This is a genomic window from Escherichia sp. MOD1-EC6021 (genome assembly GCF_002965245.1).
In the GTDB taxonomy this organism is placed as follows: domain Bacteria; phylum Pseudomonadota; class Gammaproteobacteria; order Enterobacterales; family Enterobacteriaceae; genus Escherichia; species Escherichia coli_F.
In genome coordinates this window covers 1-24,148 of the sequence record NZ_PTRU01000029.1, presented here as the reverse complement: position 1 = coordinate 24,148, position 24,148 = coordinate 1, and the positions used below count along the sequence as shown (strand labels likewise).

General features: G+C 50.8%; 23 protein-coding genes. 8 read left to right on the top strand and 15 right to left on the bottom strand.

From position 1 onward, the window contains the following. Positions 1-18 precede the first annotated feature (18 nt). The 11 genes from atpG to asnC form a co-directional block, all read right to left on the bottom strand. A complete protein-coding gene (atpG, locus tag BEB54_RS22885) occupies positions 19-882 on the bottom strand; it encodes a F0F1 ATP synthase subunit gamma (protein ID WP_000896498.1) in 864 nt (287 codons plus the stop codon). A 50-nt stretch (positions 883-932) separates the two neighbouring features. Next, complete coding sequence (gene atpA / locus BEB54_RS22880; protein WP_001176745.1) at positions 933-2,474, bottom strand: F0F1 ATP synthase subunit alpha; 1,542 nt, start codon at positions 2,472-2,474, stop codon at positions 933-935. 12 nt (positions 2,475-2,486) lie between these two features. Then, the gene (gene atpH, locus BEB54_RS22875) at positions 2,487-3,020 is read right to left on the bottom strand and encodes a F0F1 ATP synthase subunit delta (protein WP_001288587.1); all 534 of its coding nucleotides are present in this window, start codon (positions 3,018-3,020) and stop codon (positions 2,487-2,489) included. 14 nt (positions 3,021-3,034) lie between these two features. Next, on the bottom strand, positions 3,035-3,505 hold the full coding sequence (gene atpF, locus BEB54_RS22870; RefSeq protein ID WP_001052219.1) for a F0F1 ATP synthase subunit B: 471 nt from the start codon (positions 3,503-3,505) through the stop codon (positions 3,035-3,037). 61 nt (positions 3,506-3,566) lie between these two features. Then, positions 3,567-3,806, bottom strand: a complete 240-nt coding sequence (gene atpE / locus BEB54_RS22865) for a F0F1 ATP synthase subunit C (protein WP_000429386.1) — start codon at positions 3,804-3,806, stop codon at positions 3,567-3,569. A gap of 46 nt (positions 3,807-3,852) precedes the next feature. After that, positions 3,853-4,668, bottom strand: coding sequence for a F0F1 ATP synthase subunit A (gene atpB, locus BEB54_RS22860; RefSeq protein WP_000135618.1), 816 nt, complete (start codon positions 4,666-4,668; stop codon positions 3,853-3,855). A gap of 8 nt (positions 4,669-4,676) precedes the next feature. Further along, positions 4,677-5,057: a F0F1 ATP synthase subunit I gene (gene atpI / locus BEB54_RS22855; protein WP_000116699.1), complete on the bottom strand. Its 381-nt coding sequence runs from the start codon at positions 5,055-5,057 to the stop codon at positions 4,677-4,679. A gap of 616 nt (positions 5,058-5,673) precedes the next feature. After that, on the bottom strand, positions 5,674-6,297 hold the full coding sequence (gene rsmG, locus BEB54_RS22850; RefSeq protein ID WP_000932851.1) for a 16S rRNA (guanine(527)-N(7))-methyltransferase RsmG: 624 nt from the start codon (positions 6,295-6,297) through the stop codon (positions 5,674-5,676). Positions 6,298-6,360: 63 nt separating this feature from the next. Beyond that, positions 6,361-8,250, bottom strand: a complete 1,890-nt coding sequence (gene mnmG, locus BEB54_RS22845) for a tRNA uridine-5-carboxymethylaminomethyl(34) synthesis enzyme MnmG (RefSeq protein ID WP_000499784.1) — start codon at positions 8,248-8,250, stop codon at positions 6,361-6,363. A gap of 378 nt (positions 8,251-8,628) precedes the next feature. Further along, positions 8,629-9,072: an FMN-binding protein MioC gene (gene mioC / locus BEB54_RS22840; protein ID WP_000763742.1), complete on the bottom strand. Its 444-nt coding sequence runs from the start codon at positions 9,070-9,072 to the stop codon at positions 8,629-8,631. 89 nt (positions 9,073-9,161) lie between these two features. Next, a complete protein-coding gene (gene asnC, locus BEB54_RS22835; protein ID WP_000432970.1) occupies positions 9,162-9,620 on the bottom strand; it encodes a transcriptional regulator AsnC in 459 nt (152 codons plus the stop codon). 151 nt (positions 9,621-9,771) lie between these two features. Between asnC and asnA the strand changes: the two genes are divergently transcribed. Next, entirely contained in the window at positions 9,772-10,764 is a 993-nt protein-coding gene (gene asnA / locus BEB54_RS22830) for an aspartate--ammonia ligase (protein WP_000845107.1), read from the top strand. Positions 10,765-10,768: 4 nt separating this feature from the next. Here asnA and viaA read toward each other — a convergent pair whose 3' ends face one another. Together viaA and ravA are read right to left on the bottom strand one after the other, a co-directional pair. Beyond that, entirely contained in the window at positions 10,769-12,220 is a 1,452-nt protein-coding gene (gene viaA / locus BEB54_RS22825; protein WP_105277590.1) for an ATPase RavA stimulator ViaA, read from the bottom strand. Then, the gene (gene ravA / locus BEB54_RS22820) at positions 12,214-13,710 is read right to left on the bottom strand and encodes an ATPase RavA (RefSeq protein ID WP_001353548.1); all 1,497 of its coding nucleotides are present in this window, start codon (positions 13,708-13,710) and stop codon (positions 12,214-12,216) included. Before ravA ends, viaA begins: the two co-directional genes overlap by 7 nt. Before the next feature lie 222 nt (positions 13,711-13,932). On the opposite strand from ravA, the gene kup reads away from it, so the two are divergent. From kup to rbsR, 7 genes are all read left to right on the top strand, one after another. After that, positions 13,933-15,801 (top strand): low affinity potassium transporter Kup, encoded by a 1,869-nt coding sequence (kup, locus tag BEB54_RS22815; protein WP_000102332.1) that lies wholly within the window; start codon positions 13,933-13,935, stop codon positions 15,799-15,801. 166 nt (positions 15,802-15,967) lie between these two features. Continuing rightward, complete coding sequence (rbsD, locus tag BEB54_RS22810) at positions 15,968-16,387, top strand: D-ribose pyranase (protein ID WP_046081400.1); 420 nt, start codon at positions 15,968-15,970, stop codon at positions 16,385-16,387. A gap of 7 nt (positions 16,388-16,394) precedes the next feature. Next, positions 16,395-17,900 (top strand): ribose ABC transporter ATP-binding protein RbsA, encoded by a 1,506-nt coding sequence (gene rbsA / locus BEB54_RS22805; protein ID WP_000387771.1) that lies wholly within the window; start codon positions 16,395-16,397, stop codon positions 17,898-17,900. A gap of 4 nt (positions 17,901-17,904) precedes the next feature. Further along, positions 17,905-18,870, top strand: a complete 966-nt coding sequence (gene rbsC / locus BEB54_RS22800) for a ribose ABC transporter permease (protein WP_000211858.1) — start codon at positions 17,905-17,907, stop codon at positions 18,868-18,870. A gap of 24 nt (positions 18,871-18,894) precedes the next feature. Next, positions 18,895-19,785, top strand: coding sequence for a ribose ABC transporter substrate-binding protein RbsB (gene rbsB / locus BEB54_RS22795; protein WP_001056273.1), 891 nt, complete (start codon positions 18,895-18,897; stop codon positions 19,783-19,785). A gap of 125 nt (positions 19,786-19,910) precedes the next feature. After that, the gene (rbsK, locus tag BEB54_RS22790) at positions 19,911-20,840 is read left to right on the top strand and encodes a ribokinase (protein ID WP_001361088.1); all 930 of its coding nucleotides are present in this window, start codon (positions 19,911-19,913) and stop codon (positions 20,838-20,840) included. A 3-nt stretch (positions 20,841-20,843) separates the two neighbouring features. Then, on the top strand, positions 20,844-21,836 hold the full coding sequence (gene rbsR, locus BEB54_RS22785; RefSeq protein WP_105277588.1) for a ribose operon transcriptional repressor RbsR: 993 nt from the start codon (positions 20,844-20,846) through the stop codon (positions 21,834-21,836). On the opposite strand, the gene mdtD is transcribed toward rbsR, so the two are convergent. Then, positions 21,802-23,229, bottom strand: coding sequence for a multidrug transporter subunit MdtD (gene mdtD, locus BEB54_RS22780; RefSeq protein ID WP_001280843.1), 1,428 nt, complete (start codon positions 23,227-23,229; stop codon positions 21,802-21,804). The two genes, rbsR and mdtD, sit on opposite strands and share 35 nt — an antisense overlap. Before the next feature lie 22 nt (positions 23,230-23,251). Further along, positions 23,252-23,944 carry a FadR/GntR family transcriptional regulator gene (locus BEB54_RS22775; RefSeq protein ID WP_001131177.1) on the bottom strand — a complete coding sequence of 231 codons (693 nt, stop codon included), beginning with the start codon at positions 23,942-23,944 and terminating at the stop codon, positions 23,252-23,254. Between the last annotated feature and the right edge of the window lie 204 nt (positions 23,945-24,148).

Sequence of the window (24,148 nt, the reverse complement as noted above, 5' to 3'; positions counted from 1 at the left end):
CTCTACGAAATAACCTGTTTAAACCGCGGCGGCCCCCGAGACGATCTCGGTGAGTTCCTGAGTAATGCTGGCCTGACGAGCTTTGTTGTATACCAACTGCAGCTCTTTAATCAGGCTGCCGCCATTGTCGGTCGCGGCTTTCATCGCCACCATACGGGCGGCCTGCTCGCTGGCCAGGTTTTCAACCACGCCCTGATAAACCTGAGATTCGACATAACGACGCAGCAGGGTATCCAGCAACGCCTTCGGATCGGGTTCGTACAGGTAATCCCAGGATTTATGTTTCAGATCATCATCATCTGATGCCGGTAACGGCAACAGCTGGCTGATGGTCGGAACCTGAGACATGGTGTTAATAAATTTGTTGCTGACAATGTAAAGCTTGTCCAGACGGCCTTCATCGTAGGCCTGCAACATCACTTTTACCGGACCGATCAGTTCGGACAGGGAAGGGTTATCCCCCATGCCGGTGACCTGGGCAACAACATTGCCGCCCACGGAGTTGAAGAACGACACGCCTTTTGAGCCGATCATTGCGAGGTCGCATTGAACGCCTTTGTCGGTCCAGGTCTTCATTTCCGCCAGCAGTTTTTTGAACAGGTTAATGTTCAAACCACCGCACAAACCACGGTCGGTCGACACCACCAGGTAGCCCACGCGTTTAACGTCGCGGTCTTCCAGGTATGGGTGCTTATATTCCAGATTACCGTGTGCAAGGTGACCAATCACTTTGCGCATGGTTTCTGCATAAGGACGGCTGGCCGCCATGCGATCCTGCGATTTACGCATTTTGGAAGCGGCGACCATCTCCATCGCTTTAGTGATCTTTTGCGTGTTCTGGACGCTTGCGATCTTACTACGTATCTCTTTTGCGCCGGCCATGAGCTTCTCCTCAATGCCTTGCGGCCTGCCCTAAGGCAAGCCGCCAGACGTTACCAGGATTGGGTTGCTTTGAAGGAATCGAGGATGCCTTTCAGCTTGCCTTCGATTTCGTCGTTGTAGCCACCGGTCTGGTTGATCTCTTGCATCAACGGAGCGTGATCACGGTCGACGTAAGCCAGCAGAGCGGCTTCGAAGCTGCCGATTTTCGACAGTTCAACATCCGCCAGGTAACCACGTTCTGCTGCGAACAGAACCAGAGACTGCTGCGCAACGGACATCGGCGCATACTGTTTCTGTTTCAGCAGTTCGGTCACTTTCTGACCGTGGTCAAGCTGCTTACGTGTTGCATCGTCAAGGTCGGATGCAAACTGAGAGAACGCTGCCAGTTCACGATACTGTGCCAGAGCGGTACGGATACCACCGGACAGTTTTTTCATGATCTTGGTCTGTGCTGCACCACCAACACGGGATACGGAAATACCCGGGTTAACCGCAGGACGAATACCGGCGTTGAACAGGTTGGTTTCCAGGAAGATCTGACCATCGGTAATGGAGATTACGTTAGTCGGAACGAACGCAGAAACGTCACCCGCCTGAGTTTCGATAATCGGCAGCGCGGTCAGAGAACCGGTTTTCCCTTTCACTTCACCTTTGGTGAAGGCTTCAACGTATTCGGCGTTAACACGCGCAGCACGCTCCAGCAGACGAGAGTGGAGGTAGAATACGTCGCCCGGGAATGCTTCACGTCCTGGCGGACGACGGAGCAGCAGGGAGATCTGACGGTAAGCAACAGCCTGTTTAGACAGGTCATCGTAAATGATCAGCGCATCTTCACCGCGGTCGCGGAAGTATTCGCCCATTGCGCAACCGGCATACGGCGCCAGGTATTGCAGTGCAGCGGATTCAGACGCGGTTGCTACCACAACGATGGTGTTAGCCAGTGCGCCGTGCTCTTCCAGTTTACGTACCACGTTAGAAATAGTGGACGCTTTCTGGCCGATAGCGACATAGATACATTTGATACCGGAATCGCGCTGGTTAATGATGGCATCGATTGCCAGTGCGGTTTTACCGGTCTGACGGTCACCGATGATCAATTCACGCTGACCACGACCGATTGGGATCATGGAGTCAACGGCTTTATAACCGGTCTGTACCGGCTGATCTACGGACTGACGTTCGATAACGCCCGGGGCGATAGCTTCTACAGCAGAGAAGCCGTCGTGATCCAGCGGACCTTTACCGTCGATTGGTGCACCCAGAGTGTTAACCACACGGCCCAGCAGGCCACGGCCAACCGGAACTTCCAGGATACGGCCAGTACACTTAACTTTCATGCCTTCGGCAAGGTCAGCGTACGGCCCCATAACAACCGCACCTACAGAGTCACGCTCGAGGTTCAGTGCGATAGCGTAACGGTTACCCGGCAGGGAGATCATTTCACCCTGCATACAATCGGCCAGGCCGTGGATGCGGATAACACCGTCACTTACAGAAACAATAGTACCTTCGTTGTGAGCTTCACTCACAACATTGAACTGAGCAATGCGCTGCTTGATCAGTTCGCTGATTTCGGTGGAATTCAGTTGCATGCTCCAGTCCCCTTAAGACTGCAAGACGTCTGCAAGGCGCTCAAGACGACCGCGTACGCTGCCATCAATGACCATATCACCCGCTCGGATGATAACGCCTGCCATTACAGACTTATCGATTTTGCAATTCAGCTTAACTTTGCGTGACAGACGTTTTTCCATCGCAGCAGAAATTTTCGCGAGCTGTTGTTCACTCAACGCGGCAGCGGAAATGACGTCTACCTCAGCGGTAGCCTCACTCACAGCACGCAGGTGAATAAACTGCTCCAGAACATCCGGGAGCGCGTTAAGACGACCATTTTCAGCCATAACCCGAATCAGGTTCTGACCGTTTTCGTCCAGTTGCTCACCACAAACTGCGATAAACGACTCGGCGAGCGTTTCTGGCGCAAGCGCGCCAGAGAGAAGCTCTGCCATTTGTTCGTTTTTGGTTACCTCGGCGGCAAACGCCAGCATGTCCTGCCAGCGTTCTACACTTTGGTGTTCGACGGCAAAGTCAAAAGCTGCTTTGGCGTAGGGGCGAGCTACCGTAATAAATTCAGACATCAGCCCCTCCCTCCTTACAGTTCAGCGACAAGTTTATCCACGATGTCGCTGTTAGCAGCTTCATCCACGGAACGTTCGATGATCTTCTCGGCGCCAGCAACAGCCAGGATAGCAACTTGCTTACGCAGCTCTTCACGGGCACGTTTACGCTCGGCTTCAATTTCCGCCTGCGCCTGGGCCACGATTTTAGTACGTTCCTGCTCTGCTTCAGCTTTAGCTTCGTCCAGAATCTGCGAGCGGCGTTTGTTCGCCTGCTCGATGATTACCTGGGCTTCCGCTTTCGCTTTTTTCAGCTGGTCGGTCGCGCTGGCCTTTGCAAGGTCAAGGTCCTTATGTGCTCGTTCTGCGGAAGCAAGGCCGTCAGCAATTTCTTTTTGACGTTTTTCGATGGCTGCCATTAATGGCGGCCATACGTACTTCATGCAGAACAGAACGAACAGGACAAACGCGATGGCCTGGCCGAGGATTGTTGCGTTAAGATTCACAGCACAATGCCTCTATTTAGTTAACGTTCTGATATTGCTCTTTAAATAAAAGCAACGCTTACTACGCGACAGCGAACATCACGTACAGACCCAGACCTACAGCGATCATCGGGATAGCATCCACCAGACCCATAACGATAAAGAACTGAGTACGCAGCAGAGGAATCAGATCAGGTTGACGCGCTGCGCCTTCCAGGAATTTACCCCCGAGGATGCCGATACCGATCGCAGCACCGATTGCCGCCAGACCCATCATCACAGCGGCAGCCATGTACAGCAGATCCATATTCAGGTTTTCCATGACAGTCTCCAGTTTGTTTCAGTTAAAACGTAGTAGTGTTGGTAAATTAATGTTCTTCAGACGCCATCGACAGATAGACGATCGTCAGAACCATGAAGATGAAGGCTTGCAGCGTAATGATCAGGATGTGGAAAATGGCCCACGGCACATTCAGGATCCACTGTGACCACCACGGCAACAGACCAGCAATCAGAATGAAAATCAGCTCACCGGCATACATGTTACCGAACAGTCGCAAACCGAGTGAAACTGGTTTGGACAGCAGGCTTACCCCTTCAAGGATTAAGTTGACAGGAATGAACGCCCAGTGATTGAACGGCTGCAGCGTCAACTCTTTCGTGAAGCCGCCGATGCCTTTCATTTTGATGCTGTAGAACAGAATCAGGATAAATACGCCCAGTGCCATAGACAGCGTTACGTTCACGTCCGCAGACGGAACCACACGCAGTGCCGGCAGACCCAGTACATGTTCAGCGATGTACGGCAGCAGGTCGATAGGCAGTAAGTCCATCAAGTTCATCAGGAATACCCAGACGAAAATCGTCAGGGCCAGCGGAGCAATCAGCTTGCTCTTGCCATGGTACATGTCTTTCACGCTACCATTAACAAAGCCGATCACCAGCTCAATCGCGGTCTGAAACTTACCTGGCACGCCGCTGGTCGCCTTTTTGGCTACACTACGGAATAAAACCAGGAACAACAGACCCAGCACCACCGAGAAGAACATGGAGTCAATATTGATTGTCCAGAAGGTGGCTGGGGGGTTATGCGGATCCACCAGCGAGAATGTACGCAGGTCCAGCTGAAGGTTATTCAGGTGGTGTCCTATGTAATCCTGCGGCGTCATATTTTCTGAAGCCATGATGCCTTTTACCCTTTGTTGTTAATTACAGCCGGTGCCAGTATCTGAACCACCAGCACCAAAACCCACGTAACGATCAGCGGCAAGAATACCGCCTTTAAAACCGCCAACGCCACCACCAGTAACACCAACATCGCCAGAACTTTAAAAGCTTCGCCAAATGCGAATGTCCAGGCCACCCGGCCTTTCGCTGGTGTATGTGCCTGGTGACGCCAGGCAAATATCATAAACAAAACGTTAGGCAGAAAGACTGCCAGGCCTCCACTTAATGCAGAGACGCCCCAGAAGGGGTCTTTGAGGCTGAACAGCAATCCACTTGCTATCACCACCAGTAACTGAACGAGCAGAAGCTTCCGAGCAACGTTTCGACTCACGAGCGACACAGACATCACGTTTTTCACTCCTGCTCCCTTCGAGGTATGCCGCGTGTCGTATAAAACTTTCTTTAAGGCTTAGAGTCAAGCATCAAAAAGCGGTCAAATTATACGGTGCGCCCCCGTGATTTCAAACAATAAGTAGCCAAAAGGTGAATAAATGTTTAAATATTTTTCCAGTGCATACAATTGCGACTTTTCTGCTAACGCTGTTCGATCATGAAAAACTGTAAATAACGCGTAAACACTGGCGATAAAGCGTGCTTCAGATCACATATTGAGCATGTTCGCGCACAGCATATTTATTTACTTGGCAAATGATGCCATTGCAAGTTTATGATATTTAAGTCCAAAAACAGACACTCTTTTAATAAGTGACACTTACACAACAAAAACCACCCATTGACATTTTTAATAATATTTTAACAGATGATTATGGTTCTTAGCGCCGATTTTTAGCAGCCTGATATTTTCACTGCTGACTTATTTTCTGCTTACCCAAAAAAGCCACGTTAGGTCGTTGATGCAAAAGAGTGAACGTGGCGTTAAATGTAACCAGTTATATCAGTAGAAAACCTGGTTGTTGTTAACAGTCTAACCGGTCATTTTTTTATGTTTTTTTTGATAAAAATTAAATTTTATTTGCTTTAATCACCACCAGATGACGTTCGCCATCCAGGGCCGGAACGTGAAGTTTAACCACTGATTCGACCTGATATTCTTCGGGCAACAAAGCGATTTCATCTTCCGGTATTTGGCCTTTCAGCGCGTAGAAACGACCTTGCTCACCAGGAAGATGGTGGCACCAGCTCACCATATCGTTCAGAGAGGCAAAGGCGCGGCTAATTACGCCATCAAATGGCGGCTCAGAAGGAAACTCTTCTACCCTGCTCTGTACTGGCTCAATATTCTCCAGTTTAAGCTCATGTTGCACCTGACGAAGGAAACGCACGCGTTTACCAAGGCTATCCAACAACGTGAAATGGGCTTCAGGACGCACGATAGAGAGTGGAATGCCAGGCAGTCCTGGTCCGGTGCCGACATCGATAAACCGATCACCTTGCAGATACGGTGCCACCACAATGCTATCGAGAATATGGCGTACCAGCATCTCATTAGGATCGCGGACCGAAGTCAGGTTGTACGCTTTATTCCATTTATGCAGCATATTCACGTAGGCAATTAGCTGGTTTTTCTGGTGATCGGTAAGCGAAATTCCTGCGTCTTTCAGCAGAGAGGAGAGTTTGTTGAGCACGGTGATTACCTGTTCTTGATGCGTAGCCCGGTAAGCGGGTGCTTACCAGGCATTTTTAATGCGTTATGCGCTACGACGCAGCATACCCTGTTTTTTTAGCCACACCAGTAGAATGGAGATGGCAGCAGGCGTGACGCCAGAAATACGCGAAGCCTGACCGATAGAAGCCGGTTTGTGATCGTTAAGTTTGGCGATCACTTCGTTAGAAAGACCGGATACCTGGCGGTAATCCAGCGTCGCTGGCAGCAAGGTATTCTCGTTACGCTGCTGCTTTTCGATCTCATCTTGCTGGCGCGCAATATAACCTTCGTATTTAACCTGAATCTCAACCTGTTCCGCCGCCTGTTCGTCTGTCAACGCAGGGGCAAAAGGCGTCAGCATGGTTAATTTTTCATAAGTCATTTCCGGACGACGCAGCAGATCTTCACCACTGGCTTCACGGGAAAGCGGCGCAGTCAGGTGAGCATTCACTTCGGCTGCAGCTTCCGCCGACGGGGTTACCCATGTCGATTTCAGACGCTGACGCTCACGCTCGATATTCTCAAGCTTCTCGTTAAAGCGCGCCCAACGTTCGTCATCCACCAGGCCCAGTTCACGACCGATTTCAGTCAAACGCAGATCCGCATTATCTTCGCGTAGCATCAGGCGATATTCTGCACGCGAGGTAAACATACGGTACGGTTCTTTGGTTCCTAAAGTGCACAGGTCATCAACCAGTACACCGAGATACGCCTGAGAACGTGCCGGAGCCCAACCTTCTTTGTCAGCAGACAGGCGAGCAGCGTTAAGACCAGCCAGCAAACCTTGCGCAGCGGCTTCTTCGTAACCGGTAGTGCCGTTAATCTGACCAGCAAAGAACAGCCCCTGGATAAACTTGCTCTCCAGCGTCGGTTTCAGGTCGCGAGGATCGAAGAAGTCATACTCAATGGCATAACCCGGACGCACGATCTTCGCGTTTTCCATCCCCTGCATGGAGCGGACGATTTGCATCTGCACATCGAACGGCAGGCTGGTGGAGATACCGTTCGGATAAATTTCGTTAGAGGTCAGCCCTTCCGGTTCAAGGAAGATCTGATGCTGATTTCTGTCGGCGAAGCGCATGACTTTGTCTTCGATCGACGGGCAGTAGCGTGGGCCGACACCTTCGATCACCCCTGCGTACATTGGGCTACGATCGAGGTTACTGCGGATCACATCATGGGTTTTCTCGTTGGTATGAGTGATATAACACGGCACCTGCTGGGGATGCTGGGACGCATTGCCCATAAACGAGAATACCGGCATTGGGTTATCGCCATGCTGTTGCGCCAGCACGCTGAAGTCGATAGTACGCGCATCAATACGCGGCGGTGTCCCGGTTTTCAGACGACCAACGCGCAGCGGCAGTTCACGCAAACGGCGAGAGAGCGGAATGGACGGCGGATCACCAGCACGGCCACCGCTGTAGTTATCCAGACCGATATGAATTTTACCGTCGAGGAACGTCCCAACGGTGAGCACGACGGCTTTGGCACGGAACTTCAGTCCCATTTGGGTAACAGCACCGACCACGCGATCGTTTTCGACAATAAGATCTTCAACCGCCTGCTGGAAGATCATCAGGTTCGGTTGGTTCTCCAGCGCCGTACGTACCGCCTGGCGATAGAGTACGCGATCCGCCTGAGCACGGGTAGCACGAACAGCCGGACCTTTGCTGGCGTTTAGTATCCTAAACTGGATGCCTGCTTGATCGATCGCTTTCGCCATCAGGCCGCCGAGTGCATCCACTTCTTTTACCAGATGTCCCTTCCCAATACCGCCGATCGCCGGGTTGCAGCTCATCTGCCCCAGAGTGTCGATATTGTGTGTCAAAAGCAGAGTCTGTTGACCCATACGCGCCGCGGCCATCGCGGCCTCGGTGCCTGCATGACCCCCGCCAATGATGATGACGTCAAAAGGATCCGGATAAAACATGGTGATTGCCTCGCATAACGCGGTATGAAAATGGATTGAAGCCCGGGCCGTGGATTCTACTCAACTTTGTCGGCTTGAGAAAGACCTGGGATCCTGGGTATTAAAAAGAAGATCTATTTATTTAGAGATCTGTTCTATTGTGATCTCTTATTAGGATCGCACTTCCCTGTGGATAACAAGGATCCGGCGTTTAAGATCAACAACCTGGAAAGGATCATTAACTGTGAATGATCGGTGATCCTGGACCGTATAAGCTGGGATCAGAATGAGGGGTTATACACAACTCAAAAACTGAACAACCGTTGTTCTTTGGATAACTACCGGTTGATCCAAGCTTCCTGACAGAGTTATCCACAACAGATCGCACGATCTGTATACTTATTTGAGTAAATTAATCCACGAGCCCAGCCATTCTTCTGCCGGATCTTCCGGAATGTCGTGATCAAGGATGTTGATCTTCAGTGTTTCGCCTGTCTGTTTTGCACCGGAATTTTTGAGTTCTGCCTCGAGTTTATCGATAGCCCCACAAAAGGTGTCATATTCACGACTGCCAATACCGATAGCGCCAAAGCGGACCGCAGAAAGATCGGGCTTCTGTTCCTGCAATGCTTCATAGAAAGGAGAAAGGTTGTCCGGAATATCTCCGGCACCGTGGGTTGAGCTGATAACCAGCCAGATCCCCGAGGCAGATAAATCTTCCAACAGCGGACCGTGCAGCGTTTCGGTGGTAAAACCCGCCTCTTCCAGCTTTTCAGCCAAGTGTTCTGCCACATATTCGGCACCGCCGAGGGTGCTGCCGCTGATAAGAGTGATATCTGCCATAAACCGCCACCTTTATTAAGAGTGGCGTATTGTACGCTGTGAACGCGTTGGGATCTACCTGTGGAAAAGTATGGGATTAAAAAAGCTGATCATGGCTTAATGGTACGCATGATCGGGTTTTGCAGGACGATCAGTGTCTCGGTGGACTGAATTTCATCAATTGTTTGGATCTTGTTGATAAGTACATGCTGGAGAGCATCGATCGAACGGCACATCACTTTGATAAAGATGCTGTAGTGGCCAGTTGTGTAATAGGCTTCAGTGACTTCATCGAGGCTTTCCAGCTTTGCCAGCGCGGAAGGATAGTCTTTGGCGCTCTTTAATATAATTCCGATAAAGCAGCCTACGTCATAACCGAGCTGCTTCGGGCTGACATCAATACGCGCCCCGGTAATGATCCCCGCCTGCTTCATTTTCTCTACACGAACGTGAATCGTCCCCGGACTGACGCCAAATTGTTTCGCCAGTTCGGCGTAAGCGGTGCGCGCATTGCCCATTAATGCTTCCAGGATGCCACGGTCCAGATTGTCGATCAGATAATTTTCCATAGGATTTTCTTATGCGGATTGATGATTCATTCTATTTTAGCCTTCTTTTTTAATGAATCAAAAGTATGTGAGTCTTTTTATTGAATGATTATTGCATGTGTGTCGGTTTTTGTTGCTTAATCATAAGCAACAGGACGCAGGAGTATAAAAAATGAAAACCGCTTACATTGCCAAACAACGTCAAATTAGCTTCGTGAAATCTCACTTTTCTCGTCAACTGGAAGAACGTCTGGGGCTGATCGAAGTCCAGGCACCGATTCTTAGCCGTGTGGGGGATGGCACGCAGGATAACTTGTCGGGCTGTGAAAAAGCGGTGCAGGTAAAAGTGAAAGCTCTGCCTGATGCCCAGTTCGAAGTGGTTCATTCACTGGCGAAGTGGAAACGTCAGACCTTAGGGCAACACGACTTCAGCGCGGGCGAAGGGCTGTACACGCACATGAAAGCCCTTCGCCCCGATGAAGACCGTCTTTCCCCGTTGCACTCGGTCTATGTTGACCAGTGGGACTGGGAACGCGTAATGGGCGACGGCGAGCGTCAATTCTCGACTCTGAAAAGCACGGTAGAGGCGATCTGGGCGGGAATTAAAGCAACCGAAGCTGCAGTTAGCGAAGAGTTTGGCCTGGCACCGTTCCTGCCGGATCAGATCCACTTCGTACACAGCCAGGAGTTACTGTCTCGTTATCCGGATCTCGATGCCAAAGGACGTGAGCGGGCGATTGCGAAAGATCTTGGCGCGGTATTCCTCGTCGGGATTGGCGGTAAGTTGAGTGATGGTCATCGTCACGACGTGCGCGCACCGGATTATGATGACTGGAGCACCCCGTCAGAGCTGGGCCATGCGGGTCTGAACGGCGATATTCTGGTATGGAACCCGGTACTGGAAGATGCGTTTGAGCTTTCTTCCATGGGGATCCGCGTGGATGCCGATACGTTGAAACATCAGCTGGCGCTGACCGGTGATGAAGATCGTCTGCAGCTGGAGTGGCATCAGGCGCTGCTGCGCGGTGAAATGCCGCAGACCATCGGCGGCGGTATCGGGCAGTCTCGTTTGACCATGCTGCTGCTGCAACTGCCACATATCGGCCAGGTTCAGTGTGGTGTATGGCCGGCAGCTGTTCGCGAGAGCGTCCCTTCTCTGCTGTAATAATTTATCGCCGCCAGCGTCTGAGCAGGCGGCTTCGCATCCCGGTATCAAAGCGCCAGATATGATCGAAAATGCGCATGATGCCGGGTTTGCCATGTGCCGACATCGCCACGGCATGAAAGCGATGCTGATGTACCTGCTGCAACTCTTTCACTTTGCTCGTCACGTCGTCAGGCAACCGCTGGGCGATAAAATCAGAAATCACCACCGCATCGGCGTCAAACCACTCCCGACTTTGCAAGCGTTCCATAATGGCGCGAAAACAACTGGCAAGATCGGTACCACCACGAAACTGCTGGCTTAAAAAGCGGATCGCTTGCTCAATACCTTGTGGGCCTGAAAGCTCATAACGGACGATCTCGGTGGAAAATAGCATAATATAGCAGCGCCGGTTTTCAGCGAGAGCAATGCGCATCAAGGCCAGGCAGAACGCTTTCGCACACTGTTCATTAAAGCCGCCCATTGAGCCGGAAGTATCCACGCAGACAATAAACGGTCCGCGCGGCTGTTCGTCGTAATCTTTATGCACCACCGGGCGTTCGATCACTTTTTCACGCCACGACTCACCGTGCAGGCGATAGGTGAGCAACTGTTTTTCCACCAGCCGACGGTAAAACTCATATTCCAGTTCCGTGATCCCCAGTGTCGCCAGTTCTGGCGGCAGGAGACGTAAAATATCGTCGCTTTGTTGCAGACCATCAACCTGCTCAGGAACTGTCGCCGGTTCGCGCACCATGGTGCGGAAGGTTTCCATCTGCGCATCGTTGCGCGGTATTGATTTGGCTTCCCGGGAACGCCCCAACTGTTCTGCCAGGCGTTTCAGTTCCGGCTGTTCGTTAAGAAATTCACCGTATTTCACAATCAACTGATAGTCGCCACGTTTAAGCTGACCGGCGCTCATATCCCACAGACGACCAGCTGCGGTATTGTTATCTGCGAGAATCGGTTCAAGTTGCCCGCTCAGCGTCATGCGTTCCTGAACTTCACTCAACAGTTGTTCGCGTTCTTCTTCTAATAGCTGTTGATTTAACGTCGTTGCTTGCACGATCAGACTTAAACGCCAACGCTGGAGAAAAAGTGTGTGTAACGCTGAAGTGATCGTGCTGTTAGCATCAACCAACTGTCGGGCTTGTTCTGCCCATGGGGAATTCAGACGATGCAGTAAGTCCAGGATCTGTGGTAGCTGCACAATAAACTGCGGCGTGGAGAGGAGCTGGCTTTCCTGATAGCACATCACCTCTTCGGTGAGTTCCGGCGGGACTCGGGCATCTTTCAGCCGACTGCGCAGCGCCTCACGCCAGCGGGGAACATCATCAGTGATTGCCGCCTTCAGTCGTGGGAATTTTTCAAAGAAGACTGCCAGCTGCGGTGAGGCCAGCAGCGCGATGATCATCTCTTCGATCAATCCCTCTTCGCTGACGGCCAGCATCACATTAAGCGTATCCAGCGTTAGCATTGTTGTGCCTGGCGAATCTGGGTGCCGACATCCTGTAGGCTGGCTTCAATGCGACCTAACCAGTCGCCAGGGATAAACAGACATTTTTGCTGTTCGCTGAATAAAGCGTGTTGCTTGCGCCAGTCGCTTTCAAGCTCTTCCAGTTGTTGTTTTATTTCACCTGGCAGACCTTCAGCCGATGAACCGGGAAGTGCCAGCGTACTGCCTTGTAAACTTACATCGCGTACGACAAGATGTTGGGCGCTATCAACTTCCAGATTCAGTTTCTGGGCAAAGCCGATACCGTTCAGTTTGCCGCGAATTTCACCACCTCTGCTCAGCCACTGTTCCAGCGCGCTACGCTCAAAGGAGATATGAACCACTTCCATATCATGCAGTTTTAACGGTTTTTGCAGCAGCAGAGTCAGAGTGGAAGCAGTAACGTTAACAGGGAGTTGATACTGCTGACGACGGCTGAAAATGCCGCCCAGACGAATTACCGTTAAGGCTGTTTTATCGCTTTGTTGCTGCTGTAGTTGCAGGTGACGTTGCACAATCGCGCCCAGGCGGGTCAACATCCCTTGCTGTTGCCAGGCATGACCGGTCATCAATACATCAATTTGTTGTTGTATCAAATTCAGGCTTTGCGCGTCATACCACAGGCAATCTTTCAGCAAAATGAGATCTACCGGGGCAACAGCACTGCGACCGCTAAAAAAGGCGCTGGCCTGCAATAAGCGGATCGCTTTTTTCCAGCGACGATCCGAGACATAAGGCGCATCCGGTAATTTATCCAGTTGCTGGCGCAGCATAAAAATCAGCTCAAATACATGATCGGGCAGCGTAATTTCACCAATCTCTTTCTGCCAGCGTTCATATTCTTCATCAGTGACCTGCAAGGAGGCAGGAACCGGATTGTCATTTTCATCCTGTTGACTGGTCAGCATGGAGCGGAAATTCGCTTTATCCTGCACTTTATCTAACCACAGACGAATCAGCATGCGGTCATATAACGCTTCCAGACTGCTGTCTGCTTCCGGCAGCTCGTTGGAGGCCGCTACCAGCAGACGCATCGGGATTTTTTCTACGTGTGCACCGTTGCGAAACTGGCGTTCGTTAATGGCAGTGAGCAGGGTATTAAGTATTGCCGGGCCCGCTTTCCAGATCTCATCCAGAAAGACGATTTCTGCTTCCGGCAGGTAACCGCTGGTTAAACGTTCATAGCGCCCTTCATCTTTTAGCGCCTGAATAGAAAGGGGACCAAAAACTTCTTCCGGCGTGGAGAAGCGGGTCATCAGATATTCAAACGCGCGGGCATTCTGAAAGGCGAATTTTAAGCGCCGAGCGATCAAACTTTTGGCAATGCCTGGCGGGCCAAGGAGGAACACACTTTCACCACTTAATGCCGCTAATAAACACAAGCGGATGGCGTGGCTACGTTCATAAAGCCCCTTTTCCAACGAACTGCTCAGGCGGGAAATTCTTTCCGCTAATAAATGAGGGTGAGCCATAATGAAGTGGCGTCCTTTCGTCAAAAGTTCTGCGTAAATTGCGAGTATAGACGTTTCTTGCTGGTGGCTAAAATAGTCTCAAAGGGGGGTTATTTTTCTTTGAGCCAGGTTAATGTGGCCGCATTTAGGAGTACGATTTTGCCGTTAATCGTGCATACTGTGCGCTTTTTTGTGGGCCAAGGGACTAAGCACACATTTCATATTTCAACGAAAGACTAGTCTATGAGCACTGATAATAAGCAATCGTTGCCCGCGATTACCCTCGCGGCGATTGGAGTTGTCTACGGCGATATTGGTACCAGCCCGTTATATACACTTCGTGAATGTTTGTCCGGCCAGTTTGGTTTTGGCGTTGAACGCGATGCCGTGTTTGGCTTTTTATCGCTGATCTTCTGGCTGCTAATCTTTGTGGTTTCCATTAAATATCTCACCTTCGTGATGCGGGCAGATAACGCCGGTGAGGGGGGGATCCTGACGTTGATGTCGCTTGCCGGGCGTAATACGTCGGCGCGAACCACATCAATGCTGGTGATTATGGGGCTAATCGGCGGCAGCTTTTTCTATGGTGAAGTCGTCATAACACCCGCTATTTCGGTGATGTCTGCCATTGAAGGTCTGGAAATCGTCGCCCCGCAGCTGGATACCTGGATAGTTCCTCTCTCAATCATCGTTCTGACTTTACTGTTTATGATTCAAAAACATGGCACGGCTATGGTCGGTAAGCTGTTTGCGCCGATCATGCTGACCTGGTTTTTGATTCTGGCAGTACTGGGGTTACGTAGCATTATTGCTAACCCGGAAGTGCTGCATGCGCTGAATCCGATGTGGGCGGTGCATTTCTTCCTTGAATACAAAACGGTTTCTTTTATTGCATTAGGGGCAGTGGTGCTGTCGATTACGGGGGTCGAGGCGCTGTATGCTGATATGGGGCACTTTGGTAAGTTCCCGATTCGCCTGGCGTGGTTCACCGTCGTATTGCCTTCATTAACTCTTAATTACTTTGGCCAGGGCGCTCTGTTGTTAAAGAACCCGGAAGCGATTAAGAACCCGTTCTTCCTGTTGGCACCGGACTGGGCGCTGATCCCGCTGCTGATCATCGCCGCACTGGCGACGGTAATTGCCTCGCAGGCAGTTATCTCTGGCGTCTTCTCATTGACGCGTCAGGCCGTACGTCTGGGATATTTGTCGCCGATGCGCATTATTCACACCTCCGAAATGGAGTCTGGGCAAATCTATATTCCGTTTGTGAACTGGATGCTCTATGTCGCGGTCGTGATTGTGATCGTCAGCTTTGAGCACTCCAGCAACCTGGCGGCGGCGTACGGGATTGCGGTGACCGGAACCATGGTACTGACATCTATTCTCTCGACTACCGTGGCACGTCAGAACTGGCACTGGAATAAGTATTTTGTTGCGCTGATCCTGATTGCTTTCCTTTGTGTTGATATTCCATTGTTCACCGCTAACCTCGATAAACTGCTCTCCGGCGGCTGGTTGCCATTGAGCCTCGGTACGGTGATGTTTATCGTGATGACCACCTGGAAGAGCGAGCGTTTCCGCTTGCTGCGGCGGATGCATGAACATGGCAACTCTCTGGAAGCGATGATTGCTTCGCTGGAGAAATCACCGCCCGTTCGCGTGCCAGGGACCGCGGTGTATATGTCGCGTGCAATCAACGTCATTCCCTTTGCACTGATGCATAACCTGAAACATAACAAGGTGTTGCATGAGCGGGTGATTCTGTTAACTCTGCGCACTGAAGACGCGCCATATGTCCATAACGTCCGTCGGGTACAGATTGAACAACTGTCGCCCACTTTCTGGCGCGTGGTGGCAAGTTATGGATGGCGGGAAACGCCAAACGTGGAAGAAGTTTTCCACCGCTGTGGTCTGGAAGGGTTAAGTTGCCGGATGATGGAAACCTCCTTCTTTATGTCGCATGAATCACTGATCCTCGGCAAACGTCCGTGGTATTTGCGTTTGCGCGGCAAGCTGTATTTGCTGTTGCAACGTAATGCGCTGCGCGCACCGGATCAATTTGAAATCCCGCCAAACAGGGTTATCGAACTGGGTACTCAGGTCGAAATTTAACGCCAGACGCCTCCTTTCTCCATAAGGGGGCGTTTTTGTTTTCATGGTTAATCACCATGTAAAACGTTTCGATGTTGATCACATTTCCGTAACGTCACGATGGTTTTCCCAACTCAGTCAGGATTAAACTGCGGGTCAGCGAAACGTTTCGCTGATGGAGAAAAAAATGAAAAAAGGCACCGTTCTTAATTCTGATATTTCTTCGGTGATCTCCCGTCTGGGACATACCGATACGTTGGTGGTGTGTGATGCTGGTTTACCCATCCCCAAAAGTACAACGCGTATCGATATGGCATTAACCCAGGGTGTACCTTCTTTTATGCAGGTGCTGGGCGTCGTCACAAATGAAATGCAGGTCGAGGCTGCCATTATCGCGGAAGAGATCAAACAACATAATCCGCAACTCCACGAAACGTTGCTCACTCACCTTGAGCAGCTGCAACAACACCAGGGAAATACCATTGAAATTCGTTACACCACGCATGAACAATTCAAACAACTAACCGCAGAAAGTCAGGCGGTAATTCGCAGCGGAGAATGTTCTCCGTATGCGAATATCATTCTCTGTGCTGGCGTGACGTTCTGAGGCCGTCATGGAAGCATTACTTCAGCTTAAAGGCATCGATAAAGCCTTCCCGGGCGTAAAAGCCCTCTCGGGCGCAGCGTTAAATGTCTATCCTGGCCGCGTGATGGCGCTGGTGGGCGAAAACGGCGCGGGTAAATCCACCATGATGAAAGTGCTTACTGGTATCTATACTCGCGATGCCGGTACGCTTTTATGGCTGGGGAAAGAAACGACGTTTACCGGACCGAAATCATCCCAGGAAGCCGGCATTGGAATCATCCATCAGGAACTGAACCTGATCCCGCAGTTAACCATTGCCGAAAACATTTTCCTCGGTCGTGAGTTTGTTAATCGCTTTGGCAAAATTGACTGGAAAACCATGTATGCCGAAGCGGATAAATTGCTGGCTAAACTTAACCTGCGTTTTAAAAGTGACAAGCTGGTGGGCGATCTTTCCATCGGTGACCAGCAAATGGTTGAAATTGCCAAAGTGCTGAGCTTTGAGTCGAAAGTCATCATTATGGATGAACCGACCGATGCGCTGACCGATACCGAAACCGAATCCCTGTTCCGCGTCATCCGCGAGCTGAAATCGCAAGGCCGCGGTATTGTCTATATCTCCCACCGCATGAAAGAAATCTTCGAGATTTGCGATGACGTTACCGTTTTTCGTGATGGGCAATTTATTGCTGAGCGCGAAGTGGCATCACTGACCGAAGATTCGCTGATTGAGATGATGGTGGGCCGCAAGCTGGAAGATCAATATCCGCACCTGGACAAAGCGCCGGGAGATATCCGCCTGAAAGTCGATAATCTCTGCGGACCTGGCGTTAACGATGTCTCTTTTACTTTACGCAAAGGCGAAATTCTTGGCGTCTCTGGTTTGATGGGCGCAGGTCGTACCGAACTGATGAAAGTGCTCTACGGCGCACTGCCGCGCACCAGCGGTTACGTCACCCTGGATGGGCATGAAGTCGTTACCCGTTCACCGCAGGATGGCCTGGCAAACGGCATTGTGTATATCTCTGAAGACCGTAAACGTGACGGTTTAGTGCTGGGTATGTCAGTCAAAGAGAATATGTCGCTGACTGCGCTGCGTTACTTTAGCCGTACTGGCGGCAGTTTGAAGCATGCCGATGAACAGCAGGCAGTGAGTGATTTTATTCGTCTGTTTAATGTGAAAACGCCGTCGATGGAACAGGCAATTGGTTTGCTCTCCGGTGGCAATCAGCAAAAAGTGGCGATTGCCCGTGGACTGATGACACGCCCCAAAGTGTTGATTCTTGATGAACCTACCCGTGGCGTAGATGTTGGTGCGAAAAAAGAGATCTATCAACTGATTAACCAGTTCAAAGCCGATGGCTTGAGCATCATTCTGGTGTCATCGGAGATGCCAGAAGTATTAGGCATGAGCGATCGCATCATCGTCATGCATGAAGGGCATCTCAGCGGGGAATTTACTCGTGAGCAGGCCACCCAGGAAGTGTTAATGGCTGCCGCTGTGGGCAAGCTTAATCGCGTGAATCAGGAGTAAAAAAATGACAACCCAGACTGTCTCTGGTCGCCGTTATTTCACGAAAGCGTGGCTGATGGAGCAGAAATCGCTTATCGCTCTGCTTGTGCTGATCGCGATTGTCTCGACGTTAAGCCCGAACTTTTTCACCATCAATAACTTATTCAATATTCTCCAGCAAACCTCGGTGAACGCCATTATGGCGGTCGGGATGACGCTGGTGATCCTGACGTCGGGCATCGACTTGTCAGTAGGTTCTCTGTTGGCGCTGACTGGCGCAGTAGCTGCATCTATCGTCGGCATTGAAGTCAATGCGCTGGTGGCTGTCGCTGCCGCTCTCGCGTTAGGTGCCGCTATTGGTGCGGTAACCGGGGTGATTGTAGCGAAAGGTCGTGTCCAGGCGTTTATCGCTACGCTGGTTATGATGCTTTTACTGCGCGGCGTGACCATGGTTTATACCAACGGTAGCCCAGTGAATACCGGCTTTACTGAGAACGCCGATCTGTTTGGCTGGTTTGGTATTGGTCGTCCGCTGGGCGTACCTACGCCAGTCTGGATCATGGGAATTGTCTTCCTCGCGGCCTGGTACATGCTGCATCACACACGTTTGGGGCGTTACATCTACGCGCTGGGCGGCAACGAAGCGGCTACGCGTCTTTCTGGTATCAACGTCAATAAAATCAAAATCATCGTCTATTCTCTTTGTGGTCTGCTGGCATCGCTGGCCGGGATCATTGAAGTGGCGCGTCTCTCCTCCGCACAACCCACTGCGGGAACTGGCTATGAGCTGGATGCTATTGCTGCGGTGGTTCTGGGCGGTACGAGTCTGGCGGGCGGAAAAGGTCGCATTGTTGGGACGTTGATCGGCGCATTAATTCTTGGCTTCCTTAATAATGGATTGAATTTGTTAGGTGTTTCCTCCTATTACCAGATGATCGTCAAAGCGGTGGTGATTTTGCTGGCGGTGCTGGTAGACAACAAAAAACAGTAATAACGACTACAGGACATCTTGAATATGAACATGAAAAAACTGGCTACCCTGGTTTCCGCTGTTGCGCTAAGCGCCACCGTCAGTGCGAATGCGATGGCAAAAGACACCATCGCGCTGGTGGTTTCCACGCTTAACAACCCGTTCTTTGTATCGCTGAAAGATGGCGCGCAGAAAGAGGCGGATAAACTCGGCTATAACCTGGTGGTGCTGGACTCCCAGAACAATCCGGCGAAAGAGCTGGCGAACGTGCAGGACTTAACCGTTCGCGGCACCAAAATTCTGCTAATTAACCCGACCGACTCCGACGCAGTGGGTAATGCTGTGAAGATGGCTAACCAGGCGAACATCCCGGTTATCACTCTTGACCGCCAGGCCACGAAAGGTGAAGTAGTGAGCCACATTGCTTCTGATAACGTACTGGGCGGCAAAATCGCGGGTGATTATATCGCGAAGAAAGCGGGTGAAGGTGCCAAAGTTATCGAGCTGCAAGGCATTGCCGGTACCTCCGCAGCTCGTGAGCGTGGCGAAGGTTTCCAGCAGGCCGTTGCTGCTCACAAGTTTAATGTTCTTGCCAGCCAGCCAGCGGACTTTGACCGCACCAAAGGTTTGAACGTAATGCAGAACCTGTTGACCGCTCATCCGGATGTTCAGGCTGTGTTCGCGCAGAATGATGAAATGGCGCTGGGCGCGCTGCGCGCACTGCAAACTGCCGGTAAATCGGATGTGATGGTCGTCGGATTTGACGGTACACCGGATGGCGAAAAAGCGGTGAATGATGGCAAACTAGCAGCGACTATCGCTCAGCTACCCGATCAGATTGGCGCGAAAGGCGTCGAAACCGCCGATAAAGTGCTGAAAGGCGAGAAAGTTCAGGCTAAGTATCCGGTTGATCTGAAACTGGTTGTTAAGCAGTAGTTTTAATCAGGTTGTATGACCTGATGGTGACATAAATACGTCATCGACAGATGAACGTGTAAAATAAAGAAAAGCAGGGCACGCGCCACCCTAACACGGTGGCGCATTTTATGGACATCCCGAATATGCAAAACGCAGGCAGCCTCGTTGTTCTTGGCAGCATTAATGCTGACCACATTCTTAATCTTCAATCTTTTCCTACTCCAGGCGAAACCGTAACCGGTAACCACTATCAGGTTGCATTTGGCGGCAAAGGCGCGAATCAGGCAGTGGCTGCTGGGCGTAGCGGTGCGAATATCGCGTTTATTGCCTGTACGGGTGATGACAGCATTGGTGAAAGCGTTCGCCAGCAGCTCGCCACTGATAACATCGATATTTCTCCGGTGAGCGTGATCAAAGGCGAATCAACAGGTGTGGCGCTAATTTTTGTTAATGGCGAAGGTGAGAATGTCATTGGTATTCATGCCGGCGCTAACGCAGCCCTTTCCCCTGCGCTGGTGGAGGCGCAACGTGAGCGTATTGCTAACGCATCGGCATTATTAATGCAGCTGGAATCACCACTCGAAAGTGTGATGGCAGCGGCGAAAATCGCCCATCAAAATAAGACTATCGTTGCGCTTAACCCAGCTCCGGCTCGTGAACTTCCTGACGAACTGCTGGCTCTGGTGGACATTATTACGCCAAATGAAACGGAAGCAGAAAAGCTCACCGGTATTCGTGTTGAAAATGATGAAGATGCAGCGAAAGCGGCGCAGGTACTGCATGAAAAAGGTATCCGTACTGTACTGATTACTTTAGGAAGTCGTGGTGTATGGGCTAGCGTGAATGGTGAAGGTCAGCGCGTTCCTGGATTCCGGGTGCAGGCTGTCGATACCATTGCTGCCGGAGATACTTTTAACGGCGCGTTAATCACGGCGTTGCTGGAAGAAAAACCGTTGCCGGAGGCGATTCGTTTTGCTCACGCCGCCGCAGCGATTGCCGTAACACGTAAAGGCGCACAACCTTCCGTACCGTGGCGTGAAGAGATCGACGCATTTTTAGACAGGCAGAGGTGACGCTTGGCTACAATGAAAGATGTTGCCCGCCTGGCGGGCGTTTCTACCTCAACAGTTTCTCACGTCATCAATAAAGATCGCTTCGTCAGTGAAGCGATTACTGCCAAAGTTGAAGCGGCAATTAAAGAACTCAATTACGCGCCATCAGCTCTGGCGCGTAGCCTCAAGCTCAATCAGACTCGAACCATTGGCATGTTGATTACTGCCAGTACCAATCCTTTTTATTCTGAACTGGTGCGTGGCGTTGAACGCAGCTGCTTCGAGCGCGGCTATAGTCTTGTTCTTTGCAATACCGAAGGCGATGAGCAGCGGATGAATCGTAATCTGGAAACGCTGATGCAAAAGCGCGTTGATGGTTTGCTGTTACTGTGCACCGAAACGCATCAGCCTTCGCGTGAAATCATGCAACGTTATCCGACAGTGCCTACCGTGATGATGGACTGGGCACCGTTCGATGGCGACAGCGATCTTATTCAGGATAACTCGTTGCTGGGCGGAGACTTAGCAACGCAATATCTGATCGATAAAGGTCATACCCGTATCGCCTGTATTACCGGCCCGCTGGATAAAACTCCGGCGCGCCTGCGGTTGGAAGGTTATCGGGCGGCGATGAAACGTGCGGGTCTCAACATTCCTGATGGCTATGAAGTCACTGGTGATTTTGAATTTAACGGCGGGTTTGACGCTATGCGCCAACTGTTATCACATCCGCTGCGTCCTCAGGCCGTCTTTACCGGAAATGACGCTATGGCTGTTGGCGTTTACCTGGCGCTATATCAGGCAGAGTTACAGGTTCCGCAGGATATCGCGGTGATTGGCTATGACGATATCGAACTGGCAAGCTTTATGACGCCACCATTAACCACTATCCATCAACCGAAAGATGAACTGGGGGAGCTGGCGATTGATGTACTCATCCATCGGATAACCCAACCGACCCTTCAGCAACAACGATTACAACTTACTCCGATTCTGATGGAACGCGGTTCGGCTTAGATTTACGCTGTCTTTTGATCAAATTATTACCATCGGTTGTTTTCAGAAGCATGAACATTGCTGCTGAAGCAACAGTAATAATGCCCATTGTGATAAACGTATAGTGGAATTGTTCGACAGTCGTTGTGCCTTCCATCCCTTCATAAACGCGAAGGACGGCCGCACTTACAGCAACGCCTAAACTGATAGACAGTTGCTGCGTGACCGCCAGAACACTGTTACCGCTGCTGGCGTTGTCATCGGTCAGATCGGCAAGTGTGATGGTATTCATCGCGGTAAATTGCGTCGACATAGCCATCCCTAATATAAACAACGGCAAGATCAGCATCCATATCGCCATTGCTGGTGATTGCAAAGAGAACTGAGCGATCATTAGCCCAATAATTACCGTGATCCCCACTAACGTATGGCGATAGCCCAGACGACGTAAGACTTGGGTAACCATCGATTTTGCAATAATGGAACCTAACGCTGTCGGTGCCATCATACAGCCGGCAATAAACGCCTGATAACCAAATCCTACCTGTAACATCAATGGCATAAGGAACGGTACACAGCCGGTCCCCAGACGGGTTGCAATATTGCCTACGATACCGATCGAGAAAGTGCGGGTTTTAAATAAATCTAATGAAATTAATGGATTTAGCGTGCGTCGTGCATGGAGAATATAGAGAAGCAGTAACCCGATGCTGGTGACAATTACCGTCAAGGCAATCCAACTGGCGACAATCTTTTCACCGAATAGCTCTATTCCGCTTGAGAAGAGAACAAGGCTGAGGCCAAACAGCAAAAAGCCAGTGATATCGAATCTGCGTCGTGCGGTGGTGAAATTGGGCATATGTTTGCGCGCGTAAAGAAGGCCGGCAATACCTATGGGGATATTGATTAAAAATATCCAGTGCCAGGTTGCCCAGGTGACCAGCACGCCGCCAAGTACGGGGCCTAAAATTGGCCCCACCAGACCCGGCATGGCGACAAAATTCAATACAGGAAGAAGCTCATTACGAGGATAAGCACGCAGTAAGGCCAGCCGAGCAACAGGCATCATCATTGCGCCACCTATCCCCTGAATAACCCGGAAGACAACCAGCTGTGGTAGCGAGTTAGAAAGTGCGCAGGCCAGAGAACCCAATGTGAACAGACTCACGGCAAGGGTAAATATGCGACGCGTACCGAAGCGATCGGCTAGCCATCCGCTTACCGGAATAAGCATCGCCACCGTCAGCGTGTAACTGATGATGGCTGATTGCATCGCGAGAGGAGAACGATTAAGGCTATGAGCGATTGCGGGTAAGGCGGTATTCAGAATAGTGGCATCAAGTGCCTGCATGAAGAAGGCCATCGCCGCGATCCACGGCAAACCCGCCATACTGCGCTTCTTTTTATCGCTCATTCAATGTCCTGTTATCGGGGTGTCACTTATCAGGTGAGCGTAGCAGCGCCTGACAAGCTTTAAATGCCGCGTCGCCATCGCTTTGGATAATCGCATCAACAATCGCCTGGTGCAGATCCAGCTTTATCACTGTGTCGCTGGTAATTGACGTGAAGTAAGTGTGATAAACCGAATGGAAGAGCGAGGCGAATGAGGTCAAAAACGGATTGGCGCTCATTTCATAGATATGCTCATGCCAGGCCATATCGACCTCAATCCAGCGTTCACGGCGAAAGTTCTCTTTTAATGCCACCATTTCGGCCATTAACGTATTGAGATGCGCCTTCTGTTCCGCGGTGCCAACCGTTGCAGCCAGTAGGCAAGCTTGCGGCTCCAGACAGATACGCATAACCAGAAAGTGATCGATGACCTGATGAAAGTTCTCTTCTGTCATCCACCAGGTAAGCAATTCCTGATCAAGAAAATTCCAGTTTGATTGTGGCATGACCCGGGTACCAATTCGTGGTCGCGGTAAAACCATCCCTTTTGCCGTTAACGTTTTAACCGCTTCGCGTACCGCTGTACGACTCACTCCAAATTGCTCGCCCAGCTCAATCTCACCAGGCAAAATGGTGCCGGGTTCATATTCACCTTTTAAGATCCGTTGCGCCAGCTTCTCAGCCAGAACATACGAAAGGTTTTTCTGTGCAGCTAACTGTTGTGCGCTTAAAGGCATTACTAATCTTCCTTTTTCTTTTTATTCCTCTTTAGTATGCCACCAGGAAGTGTGATTACGGTTGCAAAAACGGCAAATTGCTTGTTTTATGGCACATTAACGGGGCTTTTGCTGAAAAAATGCGCGGTCGGAAAATTATTTTAAATTTCCTCTTGTCAGGCCGGAATAACTCCCTATAATGCGCCACCACTGACACGGAACAAC